The sequence below is a fragment of the Rhizobium sp. WYCCWR 11152 genome (assembly GCF_013087615.1).
GTDB classification, from domain to species: Bacteria; Pseudomonadota; Alphaproteobacteria; order Rhizobiales; family Rhizobiaceae; genus Rhizobium; species Rhizobium indicum.
Window position 1 is genome coordinate 80,316 of sequence record NZ_JABFCP010000024.1, and the last position, 26,115, is coordinate 106,430.

24 protein-coding genes are annotated in these 26,115 nt (G+C 60.6%); 7 read left to right on the forward strand and 17 right to left on the reverse strand.

Going from position 1 to position 26,115, the window contains the following annotated elements; all coding sequences use genetic code 11:
- Positions 1–27: 27 nt before the first annotated feature.
- From G9X67_RS30800 to G9X67_RS30860, 13 genes are all read right to left on the reverse strand, one after another.
- Entirely contained in the window at positions 28–1,032 is a 1,005-nt protein-coding gene (locus G9X67_RS30800; RefSeq protein ID WP_171600411.1) for a sugar kinase, read from the reverse strand.
- Between the two features lie 18 nt (positions 1,033–1,050).
- Positions 1,051–1,866, reverse strand: coding sequence for a carbohydrate ABC transporter permease (locus tag G9X67_RS30805; RefSeq protein WP_064655543.1), 816 nt, complete (start codon positions 1,864–1,866; stop codon positions 1,051–1,053).
- Entirely contained in the window at positions 1,866–2,804 is a 939-nt protein-coding gene (locus G9X67_RS30810; protein ID WP_138388867.1) for a sugar ABC transporter permease, read from the reverse strand. Before G9X67_RS30810 ends, G9X67_RS30805 begins: the two co-directional genes overlap by 1 nt.
- Positions 2,804–4,132: a sugar ABC transporter substrate-binding protein gene (locus tag G9X67_RS30815; RefSeq protein ID WP_138388866.1), complete on the reverse strand. Its 1,329-nt coding sequence runs from the start codon at positions 4,130–4,132 to the stop codon at positions 2,804–2,806. The genes G9X67_RS30810 and G9X67_RS30815 overlap by 1 nt, the downstream gene beginning before the upstream one ends.
- A gap of 55 nt (positions 4,133–4,187) precedes the next feature.
- Entirely contained in the window at positions 4,188–4,865 is a 678-nt protein-coding gene (locus G9X67_RS30820) for a GntR family transcriptional regulator (protein ID WP_171600412.1), read from the reverse strand.
- 7 nt (positions 4,866–4,872) lie between these two features.
- Positions 4,873–5,757 (reverse strand): dihydrodipicolinate synthase family protein, encoded by an 885-nt coding sequence (locus G9X67_RS30825; RefSeq protein WP_138388864.1) that lies wholly within the window; start codon positions 5,755–5,757, stop codon positions 4,873–4,875.
- Between the two features lie 109 nt (positions 5,758–5,866).
- On the reverse strand, positions 5,867–7,171 hold the full coding sequence (gene repC / locus G9X67_RS30830; RefSeq protein WP_171600413.1) for a plasmid replication protein RepC: 1,305 nt from the start codon (positions 7,169–7,171) through the stop codon (positions 5,867–5,869).
- 154 nt (positions 7,172–7,325) lie between these two features.
- The gene (gene repB, locus G9X67_RS30835) at positions 7,326–8,327 is read right to left on the reverse strand and encodes a plasmid partitioning protein RepB (protein ID WP_138388862.1); all 1,002 of its coding nucleotides are present in this window, start codon (positions 8,325–8,327) and stop codon (positions 7,326–7,328) included.
- 4 nt (positions 8,328–8,331) lie between these two features.
- Positions 8,332–9,525: a plasmid partitioning protein RepA gene (repA, locus tag G9X67_RS30840; protein ID WP_017991335.1), complete on the reverse strand. Its 1,194-nt coding sequence runs from the start codon at positions 9,523–9,525 to the stop codon at positions 8,332–8,334.
- A gap of 271 nt (positions 9,526–9,796) precedes the next feature.
- Positions 9,797–11,110 (reverse strand): hypothetical protein, encoded by a 1,314-nt coding sequence (locus G9X67_RS30845; RefSeq protein ID WP_171600414.1) that lies wholly within the window; start codon positions 11,108–11,110, stop codon positions 9,797–9,799.
- Positions 11,111–11,228: 118 nt separating this feature from the next.
- Positions 11,229–11,633, reverse strand: a complete 405-nt coding sequence (locus tag G9X67_RS30850) for a type II toxin-antitoxin system VapC family toxin (protein ID WP_138388860.1) — start codon at positions 11,631–11,633, stop codon at positions 11,229–11,231.
- The gene (locus G9X67_RS30855) at positions 11,630–11,863 is read right to left on the reverse strand and encodes an AbrB/MazE/SpoVT family DNA-binding domain-containing protein (protein WP_138388859.1); all 234 of its coding nucleotides are present in this window, start codon (positions 11,861–11,863) and stop codon (positions 11,630–11,632) included. Before G9X67_RS30855 ends, G9X67_RS30850 begins: the two co-directional genes overlap by 4 nt.
- Before the next feature lie 88 nt (positions 11,864–11,951).
- Entirely contained in the window at positions 11,952–12,704 is a 753-nt protein-coding gene (locus G9X67_RS30860; protein WP_138388999.1) for an NAD(P)H-binding protein, read from the reverse strand.
- Positions 12,705–13,055: 351 nt separating this feature from the next.
- On the opposite strand from G9X67_RS30860, the gene G9X67_RS30865 reads away from it, so the two are divergent.
- The 7 genes from G9X67_RS30865 to G9X67_RS30895 all read left to right on the forward strand — a co-directional run bounded on the left by G9X67_RS30865 (position 13,056) and on the right by G9X67_RS30895 (position 20,667).
- Positions 13,056–16,691: a PAS domain-containing protein gene (locus G9X67_RS30865; RefSeq protein ID WP_138388858.1), complete on the forward strand. Its 3,636-nt coding sequence runs from the start codon at positions 13,056–13,058 to the stop codon at positions 16,689–16,691.
- Positions 16,688–17,329, forward strand: coding sequence for a response regulator (locus tag G9X67_RS30870; RefSeq protein ID WP_138388857.1), 642 nt, complete (start codon positions 16,688–16,690; stop codon positions 17,327–17,329). The genes G9X67_RS30865 and G9X67_RS30870 overlap by 4 nt, the downstream gene beginning before the upstream one ends.
- A 3-nt stretch (positions 17,330–17,332) precedes the next feature.
- Positions 17,333–17,710 carry a response regulator gene (locus G9X67_RS30875; RefSeq protein WP_003550117.1) on the forward strand — a complete coding sequence of 126 codons (378 nt, stop codon included), beginning with the start codon at positions 17,333–17,335 and terminating at the stop codon, positions 17,708–17,710.
- 1 nt (position 17,711) lies between these two features.
- Complete coding sequence (locus tag G9X67_RS30880) at positions 17,712–18,404, forward strand: response regulator transcription factor (protein ID WP_138388856.1); 693 nt, start codon at positions 17,712–17,714, stop codon at positions 18,402–18,404.
- A 193-nt stretch (positions 18,405–18,597) separates the two neighbouring features.
- Complete coding sequence (locus G9X67_RS30885) at positions 18,598–18,951, forward strand: metalloregulator ArsR/SmtB family transcription factor (RefSeq protein ID WP_138388855.1); 354 nt, start codon at positions 18,598–18,600, stop codon at positions 18,949–18,951.
- 392 nt (positions 18,952–19,343) lie between these two features.
- A complete protein-coding gene (locus G9X67_RS30890) occupies positions 19,344–20,009 on the forward strand; it encodes a nitroreductase (protein ID WP_138388854.1) in 666 nt (221 codons plus the stop codon).
- 85 nt (positions 20,010–20,094) lie between these two features.
- Positions 20,095–20,667 (forward strand): NADPH-dependent FMN reductase, encoded by a 573-nt coding sequence (locus G9X67_RS30895; RefSeq protein ID WP_003550113.1) that lies wholly within the window; start codon positions 20,095–20,097, stop codon positions 20,665–20,667.
- Between the two features lie 183 nt (positions 20,668–20,850).
- Here the strand turns inward: G9X67_RS30895 and G9X67_RS30900 are convergent, their stop codons facing one another.
- Genes G9X67_RS30900 through G9X67_RS30915 form a run of 4 tightly spaced genes read right to left on the reverse strand, consistent with a single transcriptional unit; the run spans position 20,851 to position 26,109 of the window.
- On the reverse strand, positions 20,851–22,038 hold the full coding sequence (locus tag G9X67_RS30900; RefSeq protein ID WP_011649533.1) for a galactarate dehydratase: 1,188 nt from the start codon (positions 22,036–22,038) through the stop codon (positions 20,851–20,853).
- A 12-nt stretch (positions 22,039–22,050) separates the two neighbouring features.
- A complete protein-coding gene (locus tag G9X67_RS30905; RefSeq protein ID WP_138388852.1) occupies positions 22,051–23,262 on the reverse strand; it encodes a mandelate racemase/muconate lactonizing enzyme family protein in 1,212 nt (403 codons plus the stop codon).
- Positions 23,259–24,980 (reverse strand): ABC transporter ATP-binding protein, encoded by a 1,722-nt coding sequence (locus G9X67_RS30910; protein WP_171600415.1) that lies wholly within the window; start codon positions 24,978–24,980, stop codon positions 23,259–23,261. The genes G9X67_RS30905 and G9X67_RS30910 overlap by 4 nt, the downstream gene beginning before the upstream one ends.
- Before the next feature lie 7 nt (positions 24,981–24,987).
- The gene (locus G9X67_RS30915; protein WP_129422515.1) at positions 24,988–26,109 is read right to left on the reverse strand and encodes an ABC transporter permease; all 1,122 of its coding nucleotides are present in this window, start codon (positions 26,107–26,109) and stop codon (positions 24,988–24,990) included.
- Between the last annotated feature and the right edge of the window lie 6 nt (positions 26,110–26,115).

Consider the following 26,115-nt stretch of genomic DNA (forward strand, 5'->3'; position numbering starts at 1 on the left):
CTTCACAACTCTCCCGTTGTGATCACTTTATCGGCCTTCCGACCTCTTCCAATTGGGACCTCTCATCGCCGCCACCGGCGGGTCCCAATTTTGCAGCACCCTGCAGACTTCGGCTCTGGTGGGCGCGCCGGTGCGACCGCCGAAAACCTGGCATTTGAGCGCCGCCGCCATGGATGACAAGCGCATCGCCTCTTCGATCGGCATGCCTTCGGCGATAGCCAACGCGAAAGCGCCATGGAAGATATCGCCGGCTGCGAGCGTATCGACGGCCCTCACCTTCGGAGCGACAAGATGGACAACTTCGCCGGTTCGGTCATCGAACCAGAAGCAGCCGTTTTCGCCAGCCGTGACGCTGATGAAGGCATGCTCGAACTTTCGCTTGAGAAGGCCGACGACCTTCACCAGCTCGGCTGTTCCGGCAAGCCGTTCGGCCGCCGGCTGCGAGAACACGATGTGGCTGGCGGCCGGTGCAAGCATCTCGATCACGCCATCGCCTGCAACGTCACCATCGAGAATGGCCGGAATGGCCGCGTCTCTGGCTGCCACCAACGTCCGCAGCGCAAGCTTCGGCCACCGGACGTCGACCAGCACCGCATCGAAAGCAGAAATTTCCTGTTTTGTGACCGGCTTGATCGTCTCGTGCAGGCCTGCATCGTAGAAAGGCACAATCAAGCGCTCGCCCTGATCATCGACAAGGATCGTCGAGACCGCCGAGCGGGCGCCTGCCACACGTACCATGCCGCCCGTGTCTATGCCGCTATCGCTGAGGTCGGCAATGATGCGTTCGCCAGTGGAATCATCGCCGACTGCACCCCAGAGGCTGGCATTGCCGCCCAGCCGGGCGACTGCAAAGGCAGCACTCGATGCCATGCCCTCGGCGACCTGCAGCATATCGTAAGGCAGGATTTTGCCCTGGCCAGTCGGTAGCGAGCGTACACGAAACAGGGTGTCCATAACCGCCGCGCCGACACACAAAACGCGGCGCGCCTGACCGGGAGGCGGGTCGAAGATAGAAATAGAAGAAGTCGTCAAAACCGTAGTCTCACCCGCTCACTTGACGGCGCCGGCCGTCAGGCCCGCTACGATCTGCCGTTGCGCGAACACCGTCAATATCAGCACCGGCAAGGTGACAATCAATGCCGCCGCCGCCAGCGGACCCCAACTGACCTGTTCGAATGAGAGCATGTTGTAGACGGCGACGGGGAGCGTGCGCGTCTCGCGACTGGCGAGCACGATGCCGAAGACGAAGTTGTTCCACGAGAAGATGACCGAGAGGATGAAGGCGACGACAATGCCTGGCCTGGCGATCGGCAAGGCGACCAGCCGGAAAACCTGCCAGGGTGTTGCGCCGTCGATGCTTGCAGCCTCTTCCAGCTCCATCGGCGTCGTCTCGAAATAACCGATCATGATCCACACGACGATCGGCACAGTGACGACGAGATGGATAATGATCTGCGGCAGCAGCGTGCCGAGCAGATTCAGCCACTGGAACAGCAGGAAGAGCGGGATCAGGAAGGAAAGGCCGGGCGTCATGCGCGCGATCATGATGACCAACGCAGACTTCTCAGCCTTCAGGCGCGCGATGCCATATCCGGCCGGTACGCCGATCAGCAGCGCCAGAAGCGTGGCGGCACCGGTCACCAGCACCGAATTCCAGAGATAGAGGAAGAAGTTGTTCTCCTCGAAAACCTTCAGATAGTTCGACCAGGCAAAGCGCTCCGGGATGAAGATCGGCGGATAAGCGCCGTTGTCGATTTCATATTTCAGCGACAGCGAGATCATCCAGAGGAAGAACAGGACGACCGGCGATATCATCACCAGGGCAACAAACAGCAAGCCGATGCGATCGAGCGTCTTGCGCTTCATCAGCGTGCCTCCCCGTCGGACCAGTTCGCGCGCTGCCGCAGCATCATCAGGACGAAGGCGAGCAGGACGATGAGGATGAAAAAGACAACCGCCATCGCAGATCCATAGCCAATATCGTAGTAAGCGAAAGCAGTGTTGTAGAGATAGATGTTGATCGTTTCCGACGCCGTGCCCGGGCCGCCCTGGGTCATGGCGTAAATGATGTCGAAACTTTTCACCGCATCGATGCTGCGGATCATCACGGCAATCATCAGGAATGGCGCGATCATCGGCAGCGTCAGATAGCGAAATTTCTGCCAGACATTGGCTCCGTCGATTTCGGCACTTTCATAGGGCTCGCGTGGAACCGCCGCCAGACCGCCGAGCACAATCAGCATGATAAGCGGCGTCCATTGCCAAGTCTCGACCAGCACCAGCGATGGGATGACGCTGTTCTGATTATAGATCCACTCCTGCGGGCCGATGCCGATGAGGGAGAGAAGATAGTTGAGGACGCCGAGCTGCGGGTGGAACATCATCGTCCAGACGAGGGCAATGGCGACGGGCGTCGCCATCATCGGCATCACGAATATGCCACGCAGAAGGCCGCGCAGCGGAAATTGCGTATCGAAGATCAGCGCGGCGAGCGTCCCTAGGAAAAGGGGCGCCACCACGGAGAGCGTCGTATAGAGCACCGTATGCCACAGCGAGTCCCAGAAGCGCATATCCACGACCAGGCGGGCATAGTTGTCCAGTCCCGCAAAGACCTGGGACTGGCCAAGCGTCCAGCTGTTGACGCTCATCCAAAGGGTAAACACCCATGGAAAAACGATGACGGCCGCAATGACGATGAGCGCCGGGATGACGAAAGGCCAGTAGTTGGGAGCAAACCGATCCGGTTTGCTCCTTCCTTTCGACGTCTTGGCCACTGCGGCCGTTTCGATGCTTGTCGAGGCCATTATCCCTCGCTTTTCGCCAGGACGGGTTCGAACTGTGCCGTCGCTGCCTTCAGCTCGGTTTCGGGATCGGCGCCGCCGATCATGTTGGTGAGACCGACACCATAGACGTCGCGGAACTCGGTGACCGGAATGATGACCGGCAGCGCGAGCTGCGAGATCTTGCCGGAACCGACAACGGCATCAAGCCAGGCGCCCGGCATCTTGACGCCTTCGCGGACCTTCGCATCCTCGAGGACGGACTGGCGGAAAGGAACGCCGGCGCCGGCCTGCAGCAGACGTGCGCCCATTTCATGCGAAATCGCCCATTGGCAGAAGAGGTAGCCGGCTTCTTTCTTCTGACTTGCCGCGACGACGCCGAGCCCGTCGCCGAAGGTGCCCGCGGCCTGTGCCTTCGGACCTTTCGGCATGATGCCGTAACCGACCTGGCCGACGACGCGCGACTTTTCCGGATTCTCGATCGGCGGCGCAAAACCGACGCCGTCCAGCCACATGCCGATCTTGCCCTGCAGGAAGGCCGACTGCGCCTCGGCCCAGTTGAAGCCGGAGACGCCGGGAGGGGCGGTCTTGGTCATCAGCTTTTGATAGAGCTTGGCTGCATCGATCGCTTCTTGCGATGTCGTGCGCAGCTTGCCATCAGGGCCGAGCGGGCTCGAACCATAGCCGAGCAGCAGCGACGTCCAGACCGGCGTATTGGCGTTCTTCAGGCCGCGGGCGACGAAGCCGTAGGTGTTGCTCGAAGGATCGGTGAGCGCTTCCGCAGCACTGGCGAGTTCTTCAAACGTCGTCGGGTAGGCCAGCCCCTTCTTCTCGAACAGCGTCTTGTTCCAGTAGATGATCCAGTAATCGACCGAGAATGGAAGCGAACGCAGAACGCCGTCCGGATCTTTGGCGAAAGTCAGGCCGGCTTCGGCAAAGTCGGTTTCAACCAGAGACGGGTCGGTCAGCGAGGGGTCCTTGAGAAACCCGCCGATATCGGCAAGCCAGCCGCCCTTTTCGAACTGCCGCTTCTGGACATGATAGCTCATGTGCACGACATCGAAGCTCGGCTTGCCGGAGCTCAGCTCGATGGTCGTTTTCTGGCGCTGCTGTTGTTCGGGTGTCGCTTCGGCATTGACCTTGATGCCGGTGAGCTCCTCGAATTCGGACAGGTACTTCAGAAGTATTTCGCTGCGCGGGCTCTTGACCAGGTTGACTTCAAGCGTCGTGCCGGCAAAGCGCTTCCAATCGACGGCAGCCGATGCAAACCGGACGCCGAGCATGCTGCTGGCGCCAAAAGCGGCCGTACCTGCCAGAAAGCCGCGTCTCGTCGGGTTCAAAAACGATGACATGTGATTCCTCCTCCTTTTGCCGGCGATCTCCTCATCCCCGGCTGTTTATTTCCGATTATATCCTGAGCGCACGATCTCTTGCATGATTGATATGTGCGACAAGGCTGTTGACGGCGTCCTCCGCCGATCGTCGTTCGATTGCCTCGAGCACCTTCAGGTGCTCAACCATGACAGGTCCGACGTGACCATCGATGCGAAAACGGTCCTGACTGATCAGGCGCATCTTGATCGAGTTCACCCGGTAGGCGTTCGAGATGATGGTATTTCCCAAAGCATCGATAAAGGCGTCATGCATGCCCCAATCGACAGCTTGCGCGTGTACTTCCAATTCGTGCGATCCATCGCCATTTCGAATGGCGTCGGCGATATCCCGATGCTGCTTCACAAGCCCGGCGACCGTCTCGTCAGACGCGGAGCGGGTGAAAAGCGCGACCGCTTCCTTCTCCAGGAAGACGCGCAGCTGGAACGCCTCGCGAATGAGGTTCAGGTCGATATGCGCGATTTGCAACCCCCGCTGGGGCACCGTCTTGATCAGACCTTCGGCTTCGAGCCTCGGGATGAGTTCGCGGATGGCGCCAAGCGTCAGCCCTGTCAGCTCGACGAGGCGCCGCTGCGAAACGAACTGGCCGGGGCGCACGTCACGCGCAAGAAGATGGCGTGTGAAGCTCTCATACGCCTTTTCCCGCAGTGTCGGCTGCTCGTCCGTTCCGTCCATCGCCTCTCCCAGAAACATCTCCGACCTATGCCGCCTTCGAGCGGAAAAGAGTGTCGAACGCAAGAGCGAGTTGCGCCTGCCCTTCGTCGGATATTGAAACGAGTGGTGGGCGAACCGCAAGCCAGATTTCATCCGACGTCAAGTGAGCGACCATCGCTTTCACGGCAGCGGTCACCGGAAATTTCAACAATTCGGCCACGAAATCCTCTATGCGAGAATCGTCTTTGCCCTCTTCCGCCATCAGCTTGACTTCGCGAGGTACGAAATTCGCCATGCCGGAGATCGCACCCTGGCCGCCAAGCCGCACGCCCTTCGCCAGGTGACGTTCGTCGCCCACCAGGATGACGAGATCGCCATGCGCCTTCAGCAGCTTTTCCGTAAAAGGCCAGTCGCCGGAGGAATCTTTGACGCCCGTAACGACATTGGGAAAGGCGGTTCGTAGCCGGCCGATTAGCGATACACTCAGCGGAACCATGGTGACCGAAGGAATGTTGTAGACGATTATGTCTCGCGCCTTGTCGCCCAGAATAGCGAAAACAGCCGAAAACCACTGGAAGACGCCGTCGTCACTCACGTTCTTGAAATAGGACGGTGGCGCAAGAAGGATATTGCGGGCTCCCTTGGAGAGCGCATGACCGGCCTGCATCGCCGCATCCTCGGCAGCGTCGACCAGCACACCGACGATGATCTGCTTTGCGGCTATCCCACTGTCGAGCATGGAAGCGAGGATACGCTCACGTTCCTGGGTGCCGAGGGAAGAGCCTTCACCCGTCGTCCCGAACAGGGTCACACTCGAGCAGCCGGCCGCGAGGCTGCGCCGTGCCTGCTCGATCATCGCCTCGATCGCGATATCGCCATTGCTGTCGAACGGCGTGGCAAGAGCAACCGAGAGCCCGAATTTTTGTGTCAAATATGCTTCCTCCCAATGAACGGATCAGATGTAGCAAACTAACATGTTAGCTGTAAAGAGGTGATTGCGCACTGCCTACGCGAATGTCGAGGCAGTCGCTTTCTCACGATCAACTGGCATGCCTCGCCGCCGGCCCATTCGCCCGCACGAGCGCCATCAGCATCGGGCCGATCGCAAATTCGCCCCTTTCGGTCCTTCGGGTCAGATCTCTGAGATAACCGCCGGGCGAATTGATGTGCCCACCCCTTTCCAAGATGCAGGCGATCACGGTTGCGGCGTTTTCCGGCCCCATGCCCGAGCAGGCTTCCTCATAGGCCGAGGGACTGACGCCGAGCATCGAGCGCACGACGACGGCCGCCGACATAAGGTCTCGCCAATTGCCGATGCTTCCGCCAGGCCCGTAATCGAGAATACTGGGGCAGGCCTGGAGGACGAGGCCGAGCGGGAAGGATTTCAGGCTTGGTCCGGCGCCTGGATCGGCCGCGCCCCCCGTCCTGTTGCTCATCCCGCCGGAAGGCTTTTGCGGTTTCAATCTTCGTTCGTCGGACGGCCCGGCGTTCGGGTCATTATCGGCCGCTGCCTTTTCGCCCTGCTTCGTATCGAAGCTTGGTTCAAATTCATAAATGGAGTTGGGATTTGAATTCTGTTTGTGATGCTCAATTTGAGACTCATTGGCGTCTATTTTTTTTGTTTTTATCCGTATTTCCAGCATGTTGACGATCTCGGCACGCAGCAGCCCCATCTCGTCGAGCAGCGGTGCCAGGTCTTCGGCTGTCGCCACGCGTGGAAGTCGGGCAAGAAGCGCTCGAAACATCGCCGAAATGCCTTCCCAATCACCGGGAACCCCTTCTTCGAGGGCCGTCTCAATCAGCTTGGAGATATCGCGCCGGCACAGCGTCATGCGTTCCCTGGTCACCCGCAGCAGCTCCCGGTCGGCAACCGCCTGGGCGGCCAGGGTTTCGATTTCGACAGCACGCGCCAGAAGCGGTGCGACGCTGAAGCCGAAAGCCTCGCCGATGGCCCCTGCCCTGTCGCGGCGCGCATAGCGTTTGCCATTCGGGCTGTCCTTGCGCAGGATCAGGCCGGCCTCGACCAGGACGGCAAGATGCCGCCTGAGGGTGGCTGGGGTCATGCCTCGAGCGCGCAACGAAAGCTGCGCATTCGACGGGAAGACGATCAGTCCTTTTTCCTCGGAGATTTCGTCGTCAGGGTAGAAGGTCAGAAGCGCATCGAGCACCGTCAGCGCCCGATCGGTGACGCCAAGCGCCGGCCGCGCTTCGCAGATCGCCCTGAACAGCTTCCATTTACTGCGTTTCATTCCCGGCTCGATGGTCTCGGCCAGTTGCTGGCTTGCCAGCATGCCAAGCGACATCGGCCGCCGCCCAAAGGGCGTCGTCACATATCCACTCTCCATTTGCCTTCACCTTCGTTCAGGCAAAAGAAAACCATCCACCAATTTGGTGCCTAAGACGCTTGACTGTGATTCGGGGAAATGCGATTCTCGATGTGCTTAAGATCTGAGAAGGGCTTCCACGGCGTCGTCGTTGGGGGCCTTTTTCTTTTGCGCGCTACGCTCCTCTGTCCTTGTTGAACTCCTGGAACAGGCCCTTCAGCCTTTCCTGGACGAATTGATCGAAACCGGGCGCGGTCTTGCCGTCGAAGACGAAGGTCGCACCGGATGCTGTCTTCTTGATCATGACAGGCACGCCACTAACCTGGGCTTTGGCCACCGCCGGCTTCGGCGCAGCCGTCTTCTTCGTTGCCAGAACGAGTGCCCGCTGAAACCGCTCGTCGCTCGAAATTTTACGCGCGTCGTCCGCGGACAACTCCGCGATGATCCTTTCGACATCGGCTTTCTCAAGCCGCTCGCCCAGTTCCAACCATCGCCGGCGGCCGATATCAGGTGCTGCACCTATGGCGTTGACGAGATCAAGGGGGACCTGTCGTATGACGATCAGCATTCTCGACAGCGCCGCCTTGTCCACGCCGAGAGCCGCCATGATGACATCGCGGCCAAAGCTGCGTTCCTCGAGCCGCGATGCGAAGAGCGCGCGCTCGATGTAGGAGAGATTGGTTCGAGCGCTGTTTTCCTGTCCCTGGCTGACGACCAGCTGACCGTCGGTGAGATCGCGGACGACCGCACGCACCCTGATGCCGATTTCTCGGGTGGCAGCCAGGCGCCGATGGCCGTAGGCGACCTGATAGCGTCCCCTGGTTTCGGGATGCGGGCGGACAAGGATCGGAACCTGCTGCCCATGCTCGCGGATCTGCTCGACAAGTTGCGCGAGTTCGGCCGCATCGATCGCCAATCGGTCGCTGACGAAGGAAGCGTCGATCAGGCCGGGATCGAGTTCGACGATGGTCTGGCCGGTGGCAAGCTGCCGCTCCAGCTCACTCGCCCGCTCCATTTTCTCGGTAATGTTGCCGAGCGTCTTGGTAATGCCGCCGACCGGCGCTGCACTGCGCTCCTGCGGCACGAATCCCGCGATCGGGCGATTGTCGCGCGGTGCGACTGCGTCCATTCTTTCCGGGCTCGGAGCGGAGATTTCGATGAGGTTCTTGCGCGCCATCTATCTATTTCCTCCCCCAGGTCGAGCGAATATGCGCCTCGATCTCGCCATTCACGAGGTTGAGCGACTCCAGAGCCCGATCGTAGGTTCCGCGTGTGAACTGCGACCGCTCGACCTCGTAGAGTGTCTGCTTGGTGACGCCGGCGTCGGCGACCGCCGTCGACTTCACCATGGCGTTGTGGAGCATTCGATTGCCGAAGATCGCCCGCATGAAGCCGGTCATCTGGCTTTGCGGTCCGTCGTTCGGCTCGAACCGCGTCACGAGATAGCGCATCCAGTCATAGCTAGTACGCCCGCCGGCCTTTTCCACGACCGACATCAGCTCACTCGTCATCGTCAGAAACTGCGACATCGACATGACATCCAGCATCTGCGGGTGGACCGTGATCAAGACCGAGGTTGCCGCGCAGAGCGCCGACATCGTCAGGAACCCCAGTTGCGGCGGGCAGTCGATGACCACGACGTCGTAAAGGCTTTCGATCTCCGTCAGGACCTCGCCGATGCGGGCAAAGAACATCGTCTCCGCCGTCCCCGACGCCATCGCCTTCGGCGTCTCGTGCTCGAATTCCATCAGCTCGAGATTGCCCGGAATGAGATGCAGATTGGGCGTGTAGGTGGCACGCACGATGTCGGCGATGGGGCGCGGCTCCTCATATCGGATCGCACCGTAGATCGTTTCGCCCTCTCCGACATCGAATTCCGGCTGATGGCCGAACAAGGCGGACAAGGAGGCTTGCGGATCGAGGTCGACGGCGAGCACGCGGTAGCCCCTGAGCGCCATGAACTGCGCCAGATGGGCCGCGGTGGTGGTCTTGCCCGAGCCGCCCTTGAAATTCATGACGGAGACGATCTGGAGCTTTTCCCCCGGCCTGCGGGCCGGCACATATTTCGGCGTTCCGTTTCGCTCGTCGAGGACCCGGCGAATCCGGTCCATATCGGTTGCACTGTAAAGCCGCCGTCCGTTTGCGAGCGGATCAGGCCCATGGCCGTCGGCGGCCACCTGGCGGAGATAACCTTCGCCGATACCGATGAAGGCCGCAGCTTCCGCCGGCGAAAATGTTCTGATGGTCTTTTGCGAGAGCGGGGGAAAGATTTTTGCCTGATGCTGCTGAAGTTGATAGGATAACTCCTTCGCATCTGTTGCCAGAAGCGACGGGAGATGCTCTTGATCGTCCTGAAGAGCAAGGCTCGGCTGCATGATCTTTTTCCCAAGTAACTGCGCAATTTTGAACGAAAGCGCTTCAGTTGCGCAGTTACTATATGCCTCGATTCGTTACCAATTTACAAATGCTTAACCAAACCGTCCGTTTCAGCGCCATCGCGGCGGCTGGCGACATGAGCCAGATTTCAAGTGATTCACGCATTGCCGATCACTCGAAGTGACTAACCACGGTGGCTTTCCAGCCGACCGGGAGGTCAACCGCGTCGCCATATAATCCTAATGTATCAATAGCTTGGGCGCTTTCTCTCTATTTCCCATCGTCCTTCAGGTAGTTGTTGCCGTTGATCACCAGAAGGCCGTCGGAACCTTTGTCCGGCTCGAATATGCTCATGCTTTCCGTCTTGCCGCTCGCATCGGTCAGGTCGAGACGGTAGCCGGAAAGCTTGTAGCGTCCGCTTGCGCCCGGCCGGTTGCTTGACGTGGTGACGCCCGATTGCGACCCGCCGATTTCGTTCGTGATCGAGGCGCCGGACCAGCCTGTACGTTCGAAAGTACCGTTTCGACGAAGCGTCATCGTATGGCTGGACGCCACCGATCCCGACGAGGTCGCGGTCATGCCGCTCGAGGCGAAGGTGGATACCCATTCGCCGTCGAGCGTCGCACCCTCATCAAATGGCGGCACGGCGCGGTAGTCTGCGTCGGCAATTTCCAGGTCTTCGCCTTTTTTCGAGAATGGTTTCGTCTCGATCTCGATTGTGCCGTAGGCAGAGGTGACGCTACGCATTTCGATCGACCCGGCGGAGGAGAAAAACCCGCCGCCGGTAAGCTTGTAGAGGCCGCAATCGGTCGGGGTGTCCCTGCAATGTTCGGCAATGCTCCGGCCGCCCTTCGGCAGTTCCGTGCTGAACAGCCCTTTCGGATCGAACGTGGTGATCGTGCTGTCCGAATAGAAATCCATACCACCGAAGACATTCGGCCGGAGACCGGTATCGAGATGGGTGAAAACGCCGTCCAGCCCGCCGTCATCGCTCGCCGGCACGAGATCGAAATCCTTGTCGGAAGGATCAAGCTTCACCGAGCGCACGAGGGTTGCGAAATCGGCCTCGGCGCTACTGCTTCTGTCCCCGTTCACATTCAGCAACACGAGCTGCAGATAGGTCTGCCGCTCGTCGCCGGCGATGCCGACGACGATCTGGTTAATGGTCACGTTCTTCTGATGGACGCAGCAGCGTTCTTCCACGCGGATGTCGTAGCCGTTCACCGTGACCCCATAATGCTTGATCAGGATATCTTCCTTCGCCATGTCGGGAAGCGTCGCGACGAAGGTCTTCATGCCGGCCTGCAGAGAATTGCGCGCCGCCGGGAGCGGCTTGGTGATCTGGATCAGAGCACTGCCGCGCTTGTCATCCTCCGTTTCCGGAAAATCCTTCTGCAGCATGAACAGATTGCCCTTGCCGGCTTTCCTCCAGCCGGAAGCGGCATCGGGCAGGCTCACCGTCAGGTCGCCGATATCGGCGGGTGCCGCCAATGCCTGGGGGCAGGACAGGAGGCAGAAAATGACGAGAACGAAGCCCAAGGCCGATTTGTCCCGGCCGATCCGATCGATATGCGCGTTGCCCATACGCCCTCCCCTCGCGTTTCGACTACCGCCGACGGGATTTGGAGTTGGGCGCGACCATTTCAACCCTGAGCTTCATGAAGGTTTGTTGAATGCTTCGACACACGCCCTATCAGGGAGCTTAGGAAACAGGCGCTATCAATTTCAATGATGGGAAATAGGACCGATAGCGGCCGATATCGCGGGTCAACAGCGGCAGTTGTTCTACGGCTGCGTGAGCGCCGATGAAGAAATCGGGAAGCACGCCGGTGCGCAACCCGCCTGCCTTGCGATATTGCGTGAAGACCTTGCCCGCAAGAAACAGGGCGGCCTTCGGCATCGGCCTCATATCGAGGCCGGCCTCTTCCAGAAAAGTCTCGAGCGCTTCGATCCTGTCGTATCGAACCGCAAGTTCGGCATAGACGACATCATTGATCGGCAGGGAACCTTCGATGCTCGCCGTCTCGAGCTGGGCTATGGACCAACTCGACCATTTCGGGTCACCGGTCACGAGGCCCAGAAGAACTTTGGTGTCGACGAGCGTCACGTTTCGCTACGCGTCAAAGCCATGATAGCGTCGGTGTCGAGGCCCTTGCCGGCATGGCCGCGTAGCTTCTCGAAACGACTGACCGGCCGCTTCCTGTCAGCGCGCGTCAGAACCACACTGCCGTCGGCAGCGCGATGAAAATCGACCTGGCTGCCCGGAACGATGCCAAGCAGATCCCGGACCCGCTTGGGAATGGTCACCTGCCCTTTCGCGGTAACGGTCGTGGCCATATCGGGCGCCTTTGTAATACTCTCCTGTTGGAAAGTATTACCTTCGTTGGAAAATTTCAAACCCGATGCTTACCGCAGAAGCCGGTTGCTAAGCGGCCATCGATTGGTAGAGCCAGTCGGAAAGCGTCTGGCGCGCCACGCGCGCGCCAGCGCCGGGAATCAGTGCGTCGTCGGTCAGTTCGACACCGAAATACGACGTGGATCGATCGGTTATCACCTGCCGTTCGTCTTCGTTCGCGGCGAGATAGACCCGGGCGATTTCATCGATGCCGAATTGCTCCGGGCCGCCGATTTCGACGACATCGCCCGAGGGAGCACCGGCTGTCAGTTCCGCCAGGAATGCTGCGACATCCCCGGCTGCGACCGGTCTCATCAAGGCCGATGGCAATCGAAAGACATTGCCTTCGGCCCCGATGTCGATCAATCCGTTTATGAACTCGTAAAATTGCGTGGAGCGGAGGATCGTATAGGGTCGACCTGAAGCCCGGATGAGATTTTCCTGTACCATTTTCGCGCGAAAATAGTCGCTTTCCACGAGGCGCGGCGTGCCAACGACCGAGAGTGCGAGATAGTGTCTGATGCCGGCTTCCGCCGCAGCTGCGAGCAAGTTCTTCGTCGACGCCTTGAAGAAATCGAACGCCGAACTGTCGCCGAACGATGCGGCATTGGTCACGTCTACAACGACTTCGGTTCCCGCCATCGCCACGTCCAGACCCTTGCCGGTGACCGTGTCGACGCCAAGCGACAATGATGCGGCCGCGACGTCGTGGCCCGATCGGCGCAACTTCTCGCTGAGCCGCGTTCCGATGAGACCGCTTGCTCCCACCACCGTGACTTTCATATCGGCATCCTCTGTTGCATGTCGTCTACAATGCCTCACGCCGATCGACAATGACCGGAAAGCCGGACGCCTTCCATCGTTCTTGAGGTCTGGCGCCCTAGCCGAAGGGCATAGCGGTACCAGCCTGACGTCTAGGATGCGCCATCGGGAAAACAGGACAGTCTTCCGATCCGTCGTCCGCCCGAAAATTCCGGCTACGTTCCCGCGCGATGCATGGGTTTCCATGAGTTGCGGTTGTGGTGCGGCGGGATTACGCTTTGTAACATGAGCTCGCCAGCCCCGAAATCGAGAACGACTGCTGCAGGAAATGCTGATGATCCCCCGGTTTTCTCTGTCCGGCAGGAGCAGTTGATGCTGAGCGTCTGGTCGCACCGTCCCCGTTTCCTACATCTGGGGCTTTTCTTCCTCGCCTATGTACTCGCCTGCGGCTTCGCACAGTCGCTGGCAATCGTGCCGGGAACGGGTATTTCCATCTGGCCTCCGGGCGGGCTTTTCGTCGCGACCCTCATCCTTGCCTCCAGGCGCAGCTGGCCATGGTGGATCCTGGCGGGCTGCCTGGCAGAGATGTTCAGCAATTTCCTGTGGTTCTACAGCCCCGTGCCTGCGGCCTTCCTGATTTATGTCGGCAACGCTCTTGGAGCAATGGTCGCGGCATGGCTGGTGAACCGGACCTTGAAGCACCCAGTTCAGTTGGAAACTCTGCAGGAAGTTCTCACATTTGTCATCCTGGCTGCCGGAATTGCACCGATTGTCAGCGCGACCGTGGGAAGTGCCACGCTTGCCTGGTTCGCGATTCAATCGCAATCCTTCGCGACGGCCTGGCCGCTATGGTGGATCGGAGACGCAACCGGTGTCCTCATCGTTTCGCCGCTGGCCTTGGTCCTCTTTCACAGCTGGCGCAGCAAGACGCAGTTCTCGGCCGCGCAATGGGTGGAAGCCTGCGTCCTGGCGCTGATCTTTCTCGGTGTCGCGGCTCTTTCACTGAGCGGCTACCTTCCTTTCGCCTATATTATCATGCCGCCTCTCCTTTGGGCCGCAGTCCGCTTCGAGTTCAAGGGCGCTGCGGTATCGCTCGCTCTGCTTGCTCTGATCACGGCGGTATTCACGATAACAGGCGCCAGCCAGTTTGCCGGTGATCCCGAATCCCAGAAACACAATCAGATCATGCTGCAGCTGTTTCTGGCCATCTCGGCATTTTCGGCGCTGATTGTCGCCGCCATATCCCGACAGCACCAGCTGGCAGTACTCACATTGCGCCAAAACGTGGAGACGTTGCGCGACCGGGAACGGGAGCTCTCGCAACTCGTGGACATGGTTCCGAGCCATGTCTGGCGTCTGACGCCCGAGGGCGAGCCAACCTTCTTCAATAGGCGGATGGTCGATTTCCTGGGTCTTGACGTGGCGGACTCGGACAGGCCAGGCATGAGCCGGCTGGAGGCGGTCCTGCAGGCCACCGTTCATCCCGATGATACAGCCGGGTTCAGGGACGCCCTTCGCCATTGCCTCGCCACCGGCGAGAGCTTCGTCATGCGGTATCGGCTGCGGCGCGCCGACGGTCTCTTTCGCTGGATGTCGAGCCGCGCCGAGCCGATGCGCGATCAGGCCGGAAACATCGTCCAGTGGTACGGGCTTTGTCACGATATCGACGATCAGATGCGTGCCGAAGAGGCCATTCGGCGGAGCGAAAGACAGCTTCAGCAGATGATCGACGCCGTGCCGGTCCGCATATGGAGCGTGGAACCGACAGGCGGATCGACCTACTTCAACAAACGCTACCAGGATCATTTCCGTGCCGTCATCGCCAATTTCGACGCGCGGGCCGAACCGCGCATCGACGAGTTGCTGCGGCAGCTGATTCATCCCGAGGATGCGCCCGACGTGCAGCGCACGCTACGCAATTGCTTCGAAACCGGCGGCGGCTCCGTCATGCGGTTTCGCTGGCTTGAAAAGGACGGCGTCTACCGCTGGGCCGAATGCAGGGTGGAGCCGCGCCGCGATGACAACGGAACGGTCGTGCAATGGTACGGCGTCTCCCTCGATATCGACGAGGAGGTGCGCGCGCTGGAGGCGTTGCGCGACCGCGAACGCGAGCTCTCGCAGCTCGTGGACATGGTCCCGGTCCAGATCAGGCGCCTGACGCCGGAAGGCGAACCGGTCTTCTTCAACAAGCGCCTGATCGACTTTTTCGGTCTCGATGTCGGCGATATGGACAGGCCCGGCATGAGCCGCCTCTCCTCGGTCATTCACACTCTCGTCCATCCCGATGACGCATCGAGGTTGCTGGAGACGGTTCACCATTCCCTCGCCACCGGCGATTCCTTCTCGATAAAATATCGCATGCGCCGTTTCGACGGAGCCTATCGCTGGGTCGATGGCCGAGCCGAGCCGCTACGCGATCAAAGCGGCGCGATCATGCAATGGTATGTCATATCCGTCGATATCGACGATGAGATGCGCGCGCAGGAAGCGCTACGCGACCGGGAGCGGGAGCTTTCGCAACTCGTGGACATGGTTCCGAGCCTGCTCTGGCGGCTCAATCCGGAAGGCGCTCCAACCTTCTTCAACCAGCGCCTGATCGATTTTCTAGGTCTCGACATTGCCGATATGGAAAAGCCGGGCGTCAGCCGGCTGGCGGCGCTCATCGAGGCCGCCGTCCATCCCGACGATGCAGCCAGCCTCGAGCAAGCGCTCAACCATTCCTTCGCTACGGGGGAGCGCTTCTCCAGCCAGTATCGCCTGCGGCGCGCCGATGGCGTCTATCGCTGGGTGAAAGGCAGCGCGGAGCCGCTGCGGGATCAGAGCGGCCGGATCGTCCAATGGTATGGTCTGTCGCATGACATCGACGATCAACTGCGCGTCGAGGAGGCACTGCGGGAGAGAGAACGATCGCTCTGGCAGCTCGTTGAAACGCTGCCGGCAATGATCGATTGCGCAGCACCTGATGGAGAACCGATCTATCGCAGCCAGCAACTGCGTGACTTCCTCGGCTATAATCTCGAGGAGTTGGACGGAACGGGCAAAACCCGGCTGGACGGCACACTCGATGCCGGTGTTCATCCCGACGATGTGGCAGGGGTCAAAGAAAACTATGCCCATTCATTGTCCACTGGCGAGCCCTATGCGCGTAGGCACCGTCTGCGGCGCCATGATGGTGAATATCGCTGGGTCGAGACGCGTGCGGCACCGATGCGCAATGCCGAAGGCGTCATCGTCCAGTGGAATGTCATCTGCCTTGATATCGACGGTGAGGTTCACGCGGAGGAAGATCTGCGCCGAGCGCGAGAGGGTCTTGCACGGGCGAGCCAAGTGGCGAGCCTGGCCGAGCTTTCAGCCTCCATCGCGCACGAGGTGAACCAGCCGCTTGCGGCCGTCGTGGCCAACTCACACGCCTGCCAGCGCTGGCTCATGGCCGAACCGCCGAATATGGAGCGGGCACAGAGGACGGTCGAGCGCATCATCCGAGATGCCAACTCGGCGGCGGATGTCGTCAGCCGCATTCGCGCTCTGTTCAAGCAATCCGCAGACAGAAGGATCCCATCGACGCTCTCCGGCATCGTCAACGAAGCGCGCAACCTCATGGCCGACGAGGCCTGGCGTCGTCACGTTAGGCTGGAGGTGGAGGTCGACGCCACCCTTCCGCTCATCGCAATCGACCGCATCCAGATCCAGCAGGTTCTGATCAATCTCATCCGCAACGGCATCGAGGCAATGGACGCCACGACAGGCGACAGGGTCATCGAAATCCGCGTGCGCCAGATCGGGAATATCCTCCAGACCGAGATCAGCGATCGCGGCCAGGGCATCGACTTTCCCGAAAAGATGTTCGAGCCGTTCTTTACGACGAAGGAAAACGGCATGGGCATGGGGCTGGCCATCTGCCGCTCGATCGTCGAACTGCACGGCGGACGATTGTGGGCCGAGAAGAACAATCCGTGCGGAGCAACGTTGATCTTCACATTGCCTATTGAAACGAAGGCGGCGCCATGACGGCCGACGACCATATCGTCTTTATCGTCGACGACGATGAACGTATCCGGGAAGCGCTCGGCGAGCTGCTGGACTCGCACGGCATGCACGCCATTACCTTCGAATCGGCCTGCGACTACGTGAGAGCGGACAAGCCGGACGTGCCCGCCTGCCTCGTGCTGGATATCGAGCTGCCTGACATCAACGGTCTCGATCTGCAGAGACAGATCGCAGACAGGGATCATCCGCCGATCGTCTTCATTACGGGACACGGCGACATTCCCTCTTCCGTGCGTGCGATCAAGCATGGCGCGGTGGACTTCCTGACCAAGCCGTTCAGCGATGCGGATCTCATGGCGGCAATCCACGCGGCGATTGCTCAGGATCGGGAAAAGAGAGCCGAGCGCGCCGAGATCGACATGCTCAGACAACACTATCTCGACCTGACGCCGCGCGAGCGCGAGGTGCTGCCGCTGGTCGTCAGCGGCCTTCTCAACAAGCAGGCCGCAGCCGAATTGGGGATCAGCGAAGTGACGCTGCAGATTCACAGAAGAAACGTGATGCACAAAATGGCGGCGGCATCGCTCGCCGATCTGGTGCGGATCGCGGAGAGATTGGAAATACCGATAACCCACTCGCGCCGAGTGGGAGGGAATTGAAACATGAACAAGACAAGACACGTCGTGGCAATTGTCGATGACGATCCAAGGTTGCTTGAATCGATGGGCGACCTTCTGGAATCCGCGGGTTATGTGGCCCGCAGCTTCTCATCGGCGGGCTCGCTGCTCGTCAACGGGCTGTCGGACCTCGACCTGCTCATTACCGATATCGGAATGCCCGGCATCGACGGCTTCGAACTTCGTGACCTGGTGAGGAAATCACGGCCGGAGCTGCCGGTATTCATGATCACGGGCCGCCACGAGATAGCAGATCAGGGACGCGCTCAAGGCGCGAGCGGATTTTTCCGCAAGCCCTTCGATGCCCAGGCCCTGCTGGCGGCCATTGCCAACGCTTTGCATAAATCGACAGATGGAGGGTGACATGAGAGTTGACCAGCCGTTGCTGCGGAGATCGGCGCCGTTATCATTGCAGTGCAGTTATGAAGAGAACCAGCCGCTTGTCATTATCGTCGATGACGACGCATCGGTTCGCGAGGCGCTGTCGGAGCTGATCCTGTCGGCGGGTTTCCAGTCGACCAGTTTTGCTTCGACCCGTGAATTGCTTGACGCCGATATCTTGGATAGCCCCGGCTGCCTGATCCTCGACGTACGCATGCCAGGCGCAAGCGGTCTTCACCTGCAGAGCCATCTGGCCGAAAACGGCATTTCCAAGCCGATCATCTTCCTGACCGGGCATGGCGACATCCCGATGACCGTCCAGGCGATGAAGGCCGGCGCCGTGGATTTTCTCACCAAACCGGTGCGGGACCAGACGCTGCTCGACGCCGTGACTGCCGGCATTGCGATGGACGCCGAACGGCGAGCCGAAGCGGCGGTCACCAAGCGCAATATCAAGCGCCTGGAGACACTGACGCAGCGCGAGCGCGAGGTCCTGCATGAAGTGGCGCGCGGCCGCCTCAACAAGCAGATCGCCTTCGATCTCGGCATCAGCGAGGTGACGGTCAAGCTGCATCGCAGCAATGTCATGCACAAGATGGAGGCGGCCTCCATCGGCGAACTGATCCGGGCCTGGGAAACACTGCCCGCACAAATGCGCCAGGTCGGCCCGCGCTAGTAGGCGAAGGATGCCGGCCTCGAAGATGATCTGCCGCCGCTGTCCATTTGATGCGCGCCGTATCCGATTTGCGCCGGAAAAGACGATGCGGCGCCGATAATGGGTTTCGGCCCCGCACCCATGCGTTATCTCTAAATTAAAGCTCGGGGATATGACCAGATACCCGGCTTTGGTTCCCCAAGGAGATCTCGCTTTGAACAATCAATCGTCAGCCGCGCCTTCCCCTGAAACCAACGTCTTCGACAACGAAGCAAACTTCCTGTCGGCCATGGGGAATGCCAAACGGCTTCACATTCTGCATCTGCTGGCCGAAGGAGAAATGTCCGTGAGCGTCCTGGCCGACGAGGTGGGATTGAGCCAATCTTCGACTTCCCAGCATTTGGCAATTCTTCGAGAGCAGGAACTCGTGCAGACCCGAAGGGCTGCCCAGACGATCTACTATTCACTTCAATCCGCCGCGGCCACGGCGATGCTCAATACGCTTGCCGACATCTTCGGATGGCACCCTCGCCCCCCAGTGGAACGCGTCCAAGCCGTAGGCACCTGACGAGACGACGAAGCGTTGCTCTTGCGGCTCATGATTGGAGCATGATCTTGTAGGCAACTCGGGATCGGCGCCGCGGCAACGAAGAGCAGCGCAATGGCGAAGACGGCGAAAAGGATGACTGCGGCTTGAGCGTAAGCGCCAAGCTGAGGCCGTTCAGGGGCGTCATTCCAGGCCGGGACGCCCGTGGCGCGGGAGCCCCGCGATGCTTCGCCCACATGCCCCCCCCCGAACGCATCGATCCCTGATGTACGTTTGATGTACGCCTCCTAGACCACGGTGTGATTACGCCTCCATTGCGAATGGAGATAATGAACCACATCAGGAACGGAACAGTCAGGAGGAAGCGGCCATGAGTATGGACGTAACGAACGGCCAGCGCCATGGAGGCGATCATGGACGTATATGAGGCAGTCAAAAGTCGACGGTCGGTGCGCGGATTCAAAGACGAGCCTGTGGAGAGGGACGTGCTTGAGCGTGTGCTGTCCGCCGCAGCTTGGTCGCCGTCAGGATCGAACATCCAGCCGTGGAACACCTACGTGATGACCGGCGCACCGCTGGCAGAGCTCAAAACGTCCGCCGTCGAGCGCGTGGCCCATGGCGACGCCTGGGACAAGCGGCAGTACGAGATGTACCCGGCCGGGCTGAAGCCCCCTTACGGCGAGCGCCGGTCCGCCTTCGGCAAGGAGCGCTACAGCGCGCTCGGCATTGCGCGCGAGGACTGGGAGGCGCGCCAGCGGGCAGCAATCGCCAACTGGAACTGTTTCGGCGCGCCCGCCGCCCTGTTCTGCTACATCGACCGTGACCTGGGCCTACCGCAATGGGCCGACGTCGGCATGTATCTGCAGACCGTCATGCTGCTGCTCCGCGCCGAAGGTCTGCACAGTTGCCCGCAGATGGCGTGGTCGCAGGTTCGCGAGACCGTCGCAGAGGTCCTATCACCCCCGGACGGGCTCATCCTCTTCTGCGGCATGTCGATCGGGTACGAAGATCCCACGGTCAGTTACGCCCGTACGGGCCGCGCCCCGCTCGGCGAGACGGTCACGTTCCTCGGCGATTAGTGACCTGCGAACGAAGGACAAGACACCCCTTCTATGATTCTTGCGTATGATACGTCCCTTATCATGCGAGATATTGGAGAACGCCATGACCACGCATAAAGTAGGCTATCTCATCGGCAGCCTCGCCAAGGGCTCGATCAACCGCAAGCTCGCCAAGGCGTTGGTGCGGCTCGCCCCGCCGGAACTTGAAATGTCGGAGATATCCTTCAAGGACCTGCCGCTCTACAGCTACGACTACGACGCCGACTACCCTCCGGCTGGCAAGGCATTCAAGGCGGCAATCGCGGCCGTCGACGCCGTGCTGTTCGTCACGCCCGAATACAATCGATCCATACCCGGCGGGCTGAAAAACGCCATCGACTGGGCGAGCCGCCCGTATGGCACCAACTCGTTCACACGCAAGCCGTCAGCGGTGATCGGCACGTCGCCGGGCGCGATTGGCACGGCAGTCGCCCAGCAGAATTTGCGCAGTGTGCTCAGTTTCTGCAACTCTCCCCAGATGAATGCCCCGGAAGCCTACATCCAGTTCACACCGGGGCTGATCACCGATGACGGCGAGGTCACCAACGACAAAACCGCCGATTTCCTTCGCACTTACATGCAGGACTTCCATGTCTTCATCGCAAGGGTTCGCTCAGTGCTGCCGAAAGATGCCTAGAACAGGATGATTTTAGGCCGACCGGCCTAAAATTTGAATCCTGTTCTAAATTAAATAGTTAGAGCATGATGTCACCCGAAAACCGCTCACACTTTTCGGCATCATGCTCTAGAAGCGTCGCCCTGCAGGAGCTGGCCGCGCCATCCGGGCGGTCAGCTCCTGTTTTTTAAACGGGCAATGCCCTCAGGCGAAGGCGTAGGAGCCGTCGGGCCGCTTCGGCACGCGTCGCTGCCAATGGATGTAGCCCTCCTCTTCCATCGCCTTCTCGTCCATTTCGACGCCCCAGCCCGGCCGGTCGGGACGCAGTTCCAGATAGCCGTCCTTCGGCAGATAGGGATCGACGACGTAACGGGTTTCTCCCTCCCGCTTCTCGATATCGAGGCCGCCATAGACATAGGCCTGTCCCTTCGGCAGCCGGTATTCGAGGATGCGGAAATTCTGTGCCGCCGCCGAGAAATGAACATTGACCGCCGTCGCAAGCGGGCCCATCGGGTTGTGCGGCGCCACGCCGACGAAGAAGGCTTCGGCGAGTGTGGCGATGCGGCGCATTTCGCTGATGCCGCCGACGACGCAGATGTCGGGCTGGATGAGGTCGGCGCCCTTAACCTGCAGCAGCCGCAGGAACTCGTTTCTGTTATAGAGCGACTCGCCGGTCGCAAGTGTGCAGTTGAGCCCCTGTTTCAGATCGCCCCAGGCCTCGATATTTTCAGGACGTAGCGGCTCCTCGAAAAACAGCGGGTCATAAGGCGCCAGCGCATTGCCGAGCTGGCGAGCGGCGATCGGTTCGAAAATCTTCGCATGGGCATCGAAGGCGATTTCGTATTCGTCATTGACCGTTTCGCGAAGCGAGCGGAAATAATCCGCCGAGGCTTTGACGACATTACCCCAGCGGTTGGAGTGCATGTCGATCCGCCAGGGGCTGAGCTTGAAGGCGGTGAACCCCCATCCCTCCTTCAGGCGATCGAATTCGTCGCGGGCCGCCGGCGCATCCGGCGCGGTATAGACACCGGCATAGACCTTGATGCGGTCGCGCACTTCGCCTCCGAGCAGCTTGTAGACCGGGACATTCACCGCCTTGGCCGCAAGGTCCCACAGGCAGTGATCAAGCGCGGAGATCGCGGCAAGGCCAAGCGCCCCCGGCGGAAAGCGGCTCTGCTGGATCAGCAGATTGACGAGATACTCCACGCGTGTCGGGTCCTGGCCGGAGACAAATCCGTAGAGATAATCGAGCAGCGGCGGCAGCGCCTTGTCGGGGCCGTGATTGTAGCATTCGCCCCAACCCGTCAGCCCGTCATCGGTGTCGAGCGCGACGATCACGCGCGGACGGTCCTTGTCGCGGGTCATGAAAACCCGCATGCGGTCGATCTTCATCTTTCTGTCCTTCTAGCGATTGAAATAGGTGCGGCGCGACTGGCGCGTCTGCACGTAGAGATGCTCGTTGTCGGTTCCGGGATTGTAGGCACCGGCACTTTGCGGCACCGAGACATTGCCGTTGCTGGGGAAGCGCGCCACGAAGGCCTCGTCGATATCGCAGCCAAGTCCCGGGCCATCGGGAACGGCGATCAAGCCGTCGACCTGTTGCGGGTGCGGCACGATCGTCTGGCGGCGGCCGTCCCAGTCGTCGTCGAGCCGCTCAAGGATGAGGGCGTTGGGGATCGCTGCAAGCAGATGCAGAGCCGCATATTCCGCCACCGGCCCGAGCGAACCCGAATGCGGCGCCATCTGGATATGATGGGCTTCGGCCATGGCCGCGATCTTCTTCATCTGGGTGATGCCGCCGGCCCGGCCGGTGTCCGGCTGGATGATGTCGACCAGTTCCTTCTCTATGAGCTCACGCTCGCCGAAGATGGTCGCCGAGCGCTCGCCGGCGGCAAGCGGCACATGTGCTGCGTCGCGGATGCGCCGGTAGCCGTCGATATTCTCCGGCGCAATCGGATCTTCCACCCACATCAATTCATAGGGTTCGAGCGCCCGCACCAGCCGGCAGGCATCCGCAGGCGTCAGCCACGGCGGCCCATGCAGATCGATGGCGATGTCCATGTCGTCACCGACGGCGTCACGCAGCGCAGCAACCTTGCGGACCGGATCGGCGACGCCGCCGCATTTGATCGCCTTTATGCCTCGCGCTTTGATGGCAAGCGCACGCTCGGGCGTATTCGCATGCGAATAGATCGGGATCCGGTCGCGCACCTTGCCGCCGAGCAGCATCCAGACAGGCACGCCGAGCGCCTTGCCCTTGATGTCCCATAGCGCCATGTCGATGCCGGTCATCGCACCGCCTCCGACCGTTCCGAGCATGCCATGGCCCATCATCGCGATATGCATCTTCTGCCATAGCCGTTCGATATGGGCCGGATCTTCGCCAATGAGGAGTGGGGCGAGATCATGGATCGCCGTCTCGACGACGCGCGGCCAGCCTGAGCATTCACCGATGCCGGTGATGCCCTCGTCGGTATCGACCTTCAGAAAGAGCCAGTTTCTGGTGCCGCCGAACTGTTTCGAGACGCCACTACTGGAGCGTTGGTCGGAAGCCCAGTTCGCGGGATCGGGCTGACCGACATGCATGAGAAAAGTGCGGATTCCGGTGATTTTCATCGCTGAAAACTCCCATTCTTCAAAATGTCCGGCGCGACGTAGCGGAAGCGCCGCGATTGATCGCGATCACGCGGATCAGGGCGCGGAATCGCTGATATGAGCGCCTGCGTATAGGCGTGCTCGGGTGTGCGGCAGACCTTCTCCGCGTCGCCGATTTCGACGAGCTGGCCTTTGTACATGACGCCGACACGGTCGCACATGTAGCGGATAACGCCGATGTCATGACTGATGAAGATATAGGCGAGACCGAGTTCGTCCTGCAGGCGCATCAACAGATCAAGCACCTGCGAGCGCACCGAGACGTCGAGCGCCGAGGTCGCCTCATCGGCAACGATGACGCGCGGATTGAGGGTGATGGCGCGGGCAATGCCGATGCGCTGGCGCTGGCCGCCGGAGAATGCGTGCGGGTAGCGTTCGCGTGCCCTCGGGTCCAGGCCAACCTGCTCCATCAGGTGACAAACCCGCTCTTCCAGCGCCCGCCCTTTTGCAACGCCATTGACGAGCAGCGGCTCGCCAATGATCTGTGAGACGGTCATGCGTGGGTTGAGGGAGCCGAAAGGATCCTGAAACACCATCCGCAATTCCCGCCTTGCGGCGGCAAGCGTCTGCCCTTTTGCCGTTGCCAGATCGATGATGTCGCCGTCGGCGCGGCGATAGAGGATTTCGCCGGCAGTCGGATCGATCAGCCGCATGATCGAGCGACCCATCGTCGTCTTGCCGGATCCGCTCTCGCCGACAATGCCGAGCGTCTCGCCCGGCAGAAGCGAAATGGAAACATCGTCCAGCGCTTTCACCTCGCCGAAATCCATCGAGACATTGCGGAGTTCGAGGATCGGTGGCGCCGTCGTGTCGAGCGGCGGGCGCGCCAGCCGGATTTCGGCCTTCGCTTCCAGCTTCAGCACCGAGCCGATCAGCATGCGGGTATAGTCGTCTTTCGGCGCATGAAAGATCTGCTCGACCGGCGCATATTCCTTGGCGACGCCGTTGTGCATGACGAGCACATCGTCGGCGATCTGCGCCACGACGCCCATGTCATGCGTAATGAAAAGAACGGCCATGCCCTTGGCCTTCTGCAGCCGGGCGATCAGGTCGAGAATTTCGGCTTGGGTCGTCACGTCGAGGGCCGTGGTCGGCTCGTCGGCGATCAGCAGTTGCGGTTTGCAGGCGAGCGCCATGGCGATCATCGCGCGCTGGCGCATCCCGCCGGAATATTGAAAGGCATATCGGTCCAGCGCTTTTTCCGGTGAGGGAATCTCGACTTGGCTGAGCAGCGATATGGCTTCAGCGCGCGCCTCTGCCTTGCTCATCCGGGTGTGAAGGCGAAGCGCCTCGACGATCTGGTTGCCGACCGTGTGGATCGGCGACAGCGACGACATCGGCTCCTGGAAGATCATGGCGATGTCGCGGCCGCGGATCGCCCGGATCTGACGCCCGCGCGGATTGAGGCTGGTTAGATCGATCGAGCCGCCGTTCTGATCGTTCAATATGATCGATCCGCCGGATATACGGCCAGGCGCATCGACGATCTGCAGGATCGAACGCGCCGTCACCGATTTGCCAGATCCGCTTTCGCCGACGACACAGAGCGTCTTGCCCGGCTCGATCGAGAAAGACAGATCGCTGACGGCGCGAAAGACGCCGGTGCGCAGAGGGAACTCCACCGTCAGATTTTTCACCTGGAGCAGCGGCCTGCCGGCAATAGGAAGGGTATCGGTCATGCCGGCCTCATTTGTTGTAGGGGTCGGCTGCATCGCGCAGGCCGTCGCCGAGAAGGTTGAGCGCCATCACGGCGACCACGACGGCACAGCCCGGCATGAAGAGCCATGGCGCGGTGGCGATCGAGCGAATGTTCTGGGCCTCGCGCAGAAGCACGCCCCAGGAGATGGTCGGCGGCTGCAGACCGAGCCCCAGGAAGGAAAGAGAGGTTTCGGCAAGGATCATTGCCGGCACCGCAAGCGTGATCGACGCGATGATATGGCTGGCAAAGCTCGGCAGCATGTGGCGAAAGATGATGCGTCTTTCGCGAACGCCGTCGAGCCTGGCGGCGGCGACGAATTCCTCGGTGCGCAAGGACAGGAAGCGGCCGCGAACGACGCGGGCGAGCTGCGCCCAGCCGGTCAGCGACAGGATGATCGTGATCATCATATATTGTAGCGTCGCAGGCCAGTCCTGTGGCAGGGCCGCGGCCATCGCCAGCCAGATCGGGATCGTCGGCAGCGACAGCACGAAATCGATCACCCGCTGCAGGAAGAAATCGATGCGGCCGCCGTAATACCCCGAGATGCCGCCGAGCACGATGCCGAGCATCAACGAGAAGAAGACACCGACGAGGCCGATCGACAACGATATCTGCGAGCCCTGCACAGTTCGGCTGAAGACATCGCGTCCAAGCCTGTCGGCGCCGAAGAGAAGCAGCGGCGTCGTCTTGTCGGGCGAGGCGATCAGATGGATGTTGGTCCTGAATAGGCCGAACACGGAATATTCATAGCCGCGCCCGAAGAACTGGACGTCGACACGTTTTGTCGTGTCTTCCTTGTAGATGGCGGCCAGCGTTTCCGGATCGCGGGTGAGCTTCATCGGATAATAATGCGGGCCGAAGGAGAACCCGTTCTCAGTATCGATCAGATGCAATTTCTGCGGCGGGTGAAAGGTCGCCCGCGCATTTTGCAGGTACGGATCGTTGATGGCGAAAAAGCCGGGAAGCAGGGCGACGATATACATCAGCACAGTGACGACAAGCGCCACCATGGCCAGCCGGTGCCGGCGGAAAGCCCACCAGATGAGTTGCCACTGCGATGCAACGGCGGCGCGATCCGGGGGAATGTTTGTAACGGTGATGTCGGCCACGTGGGG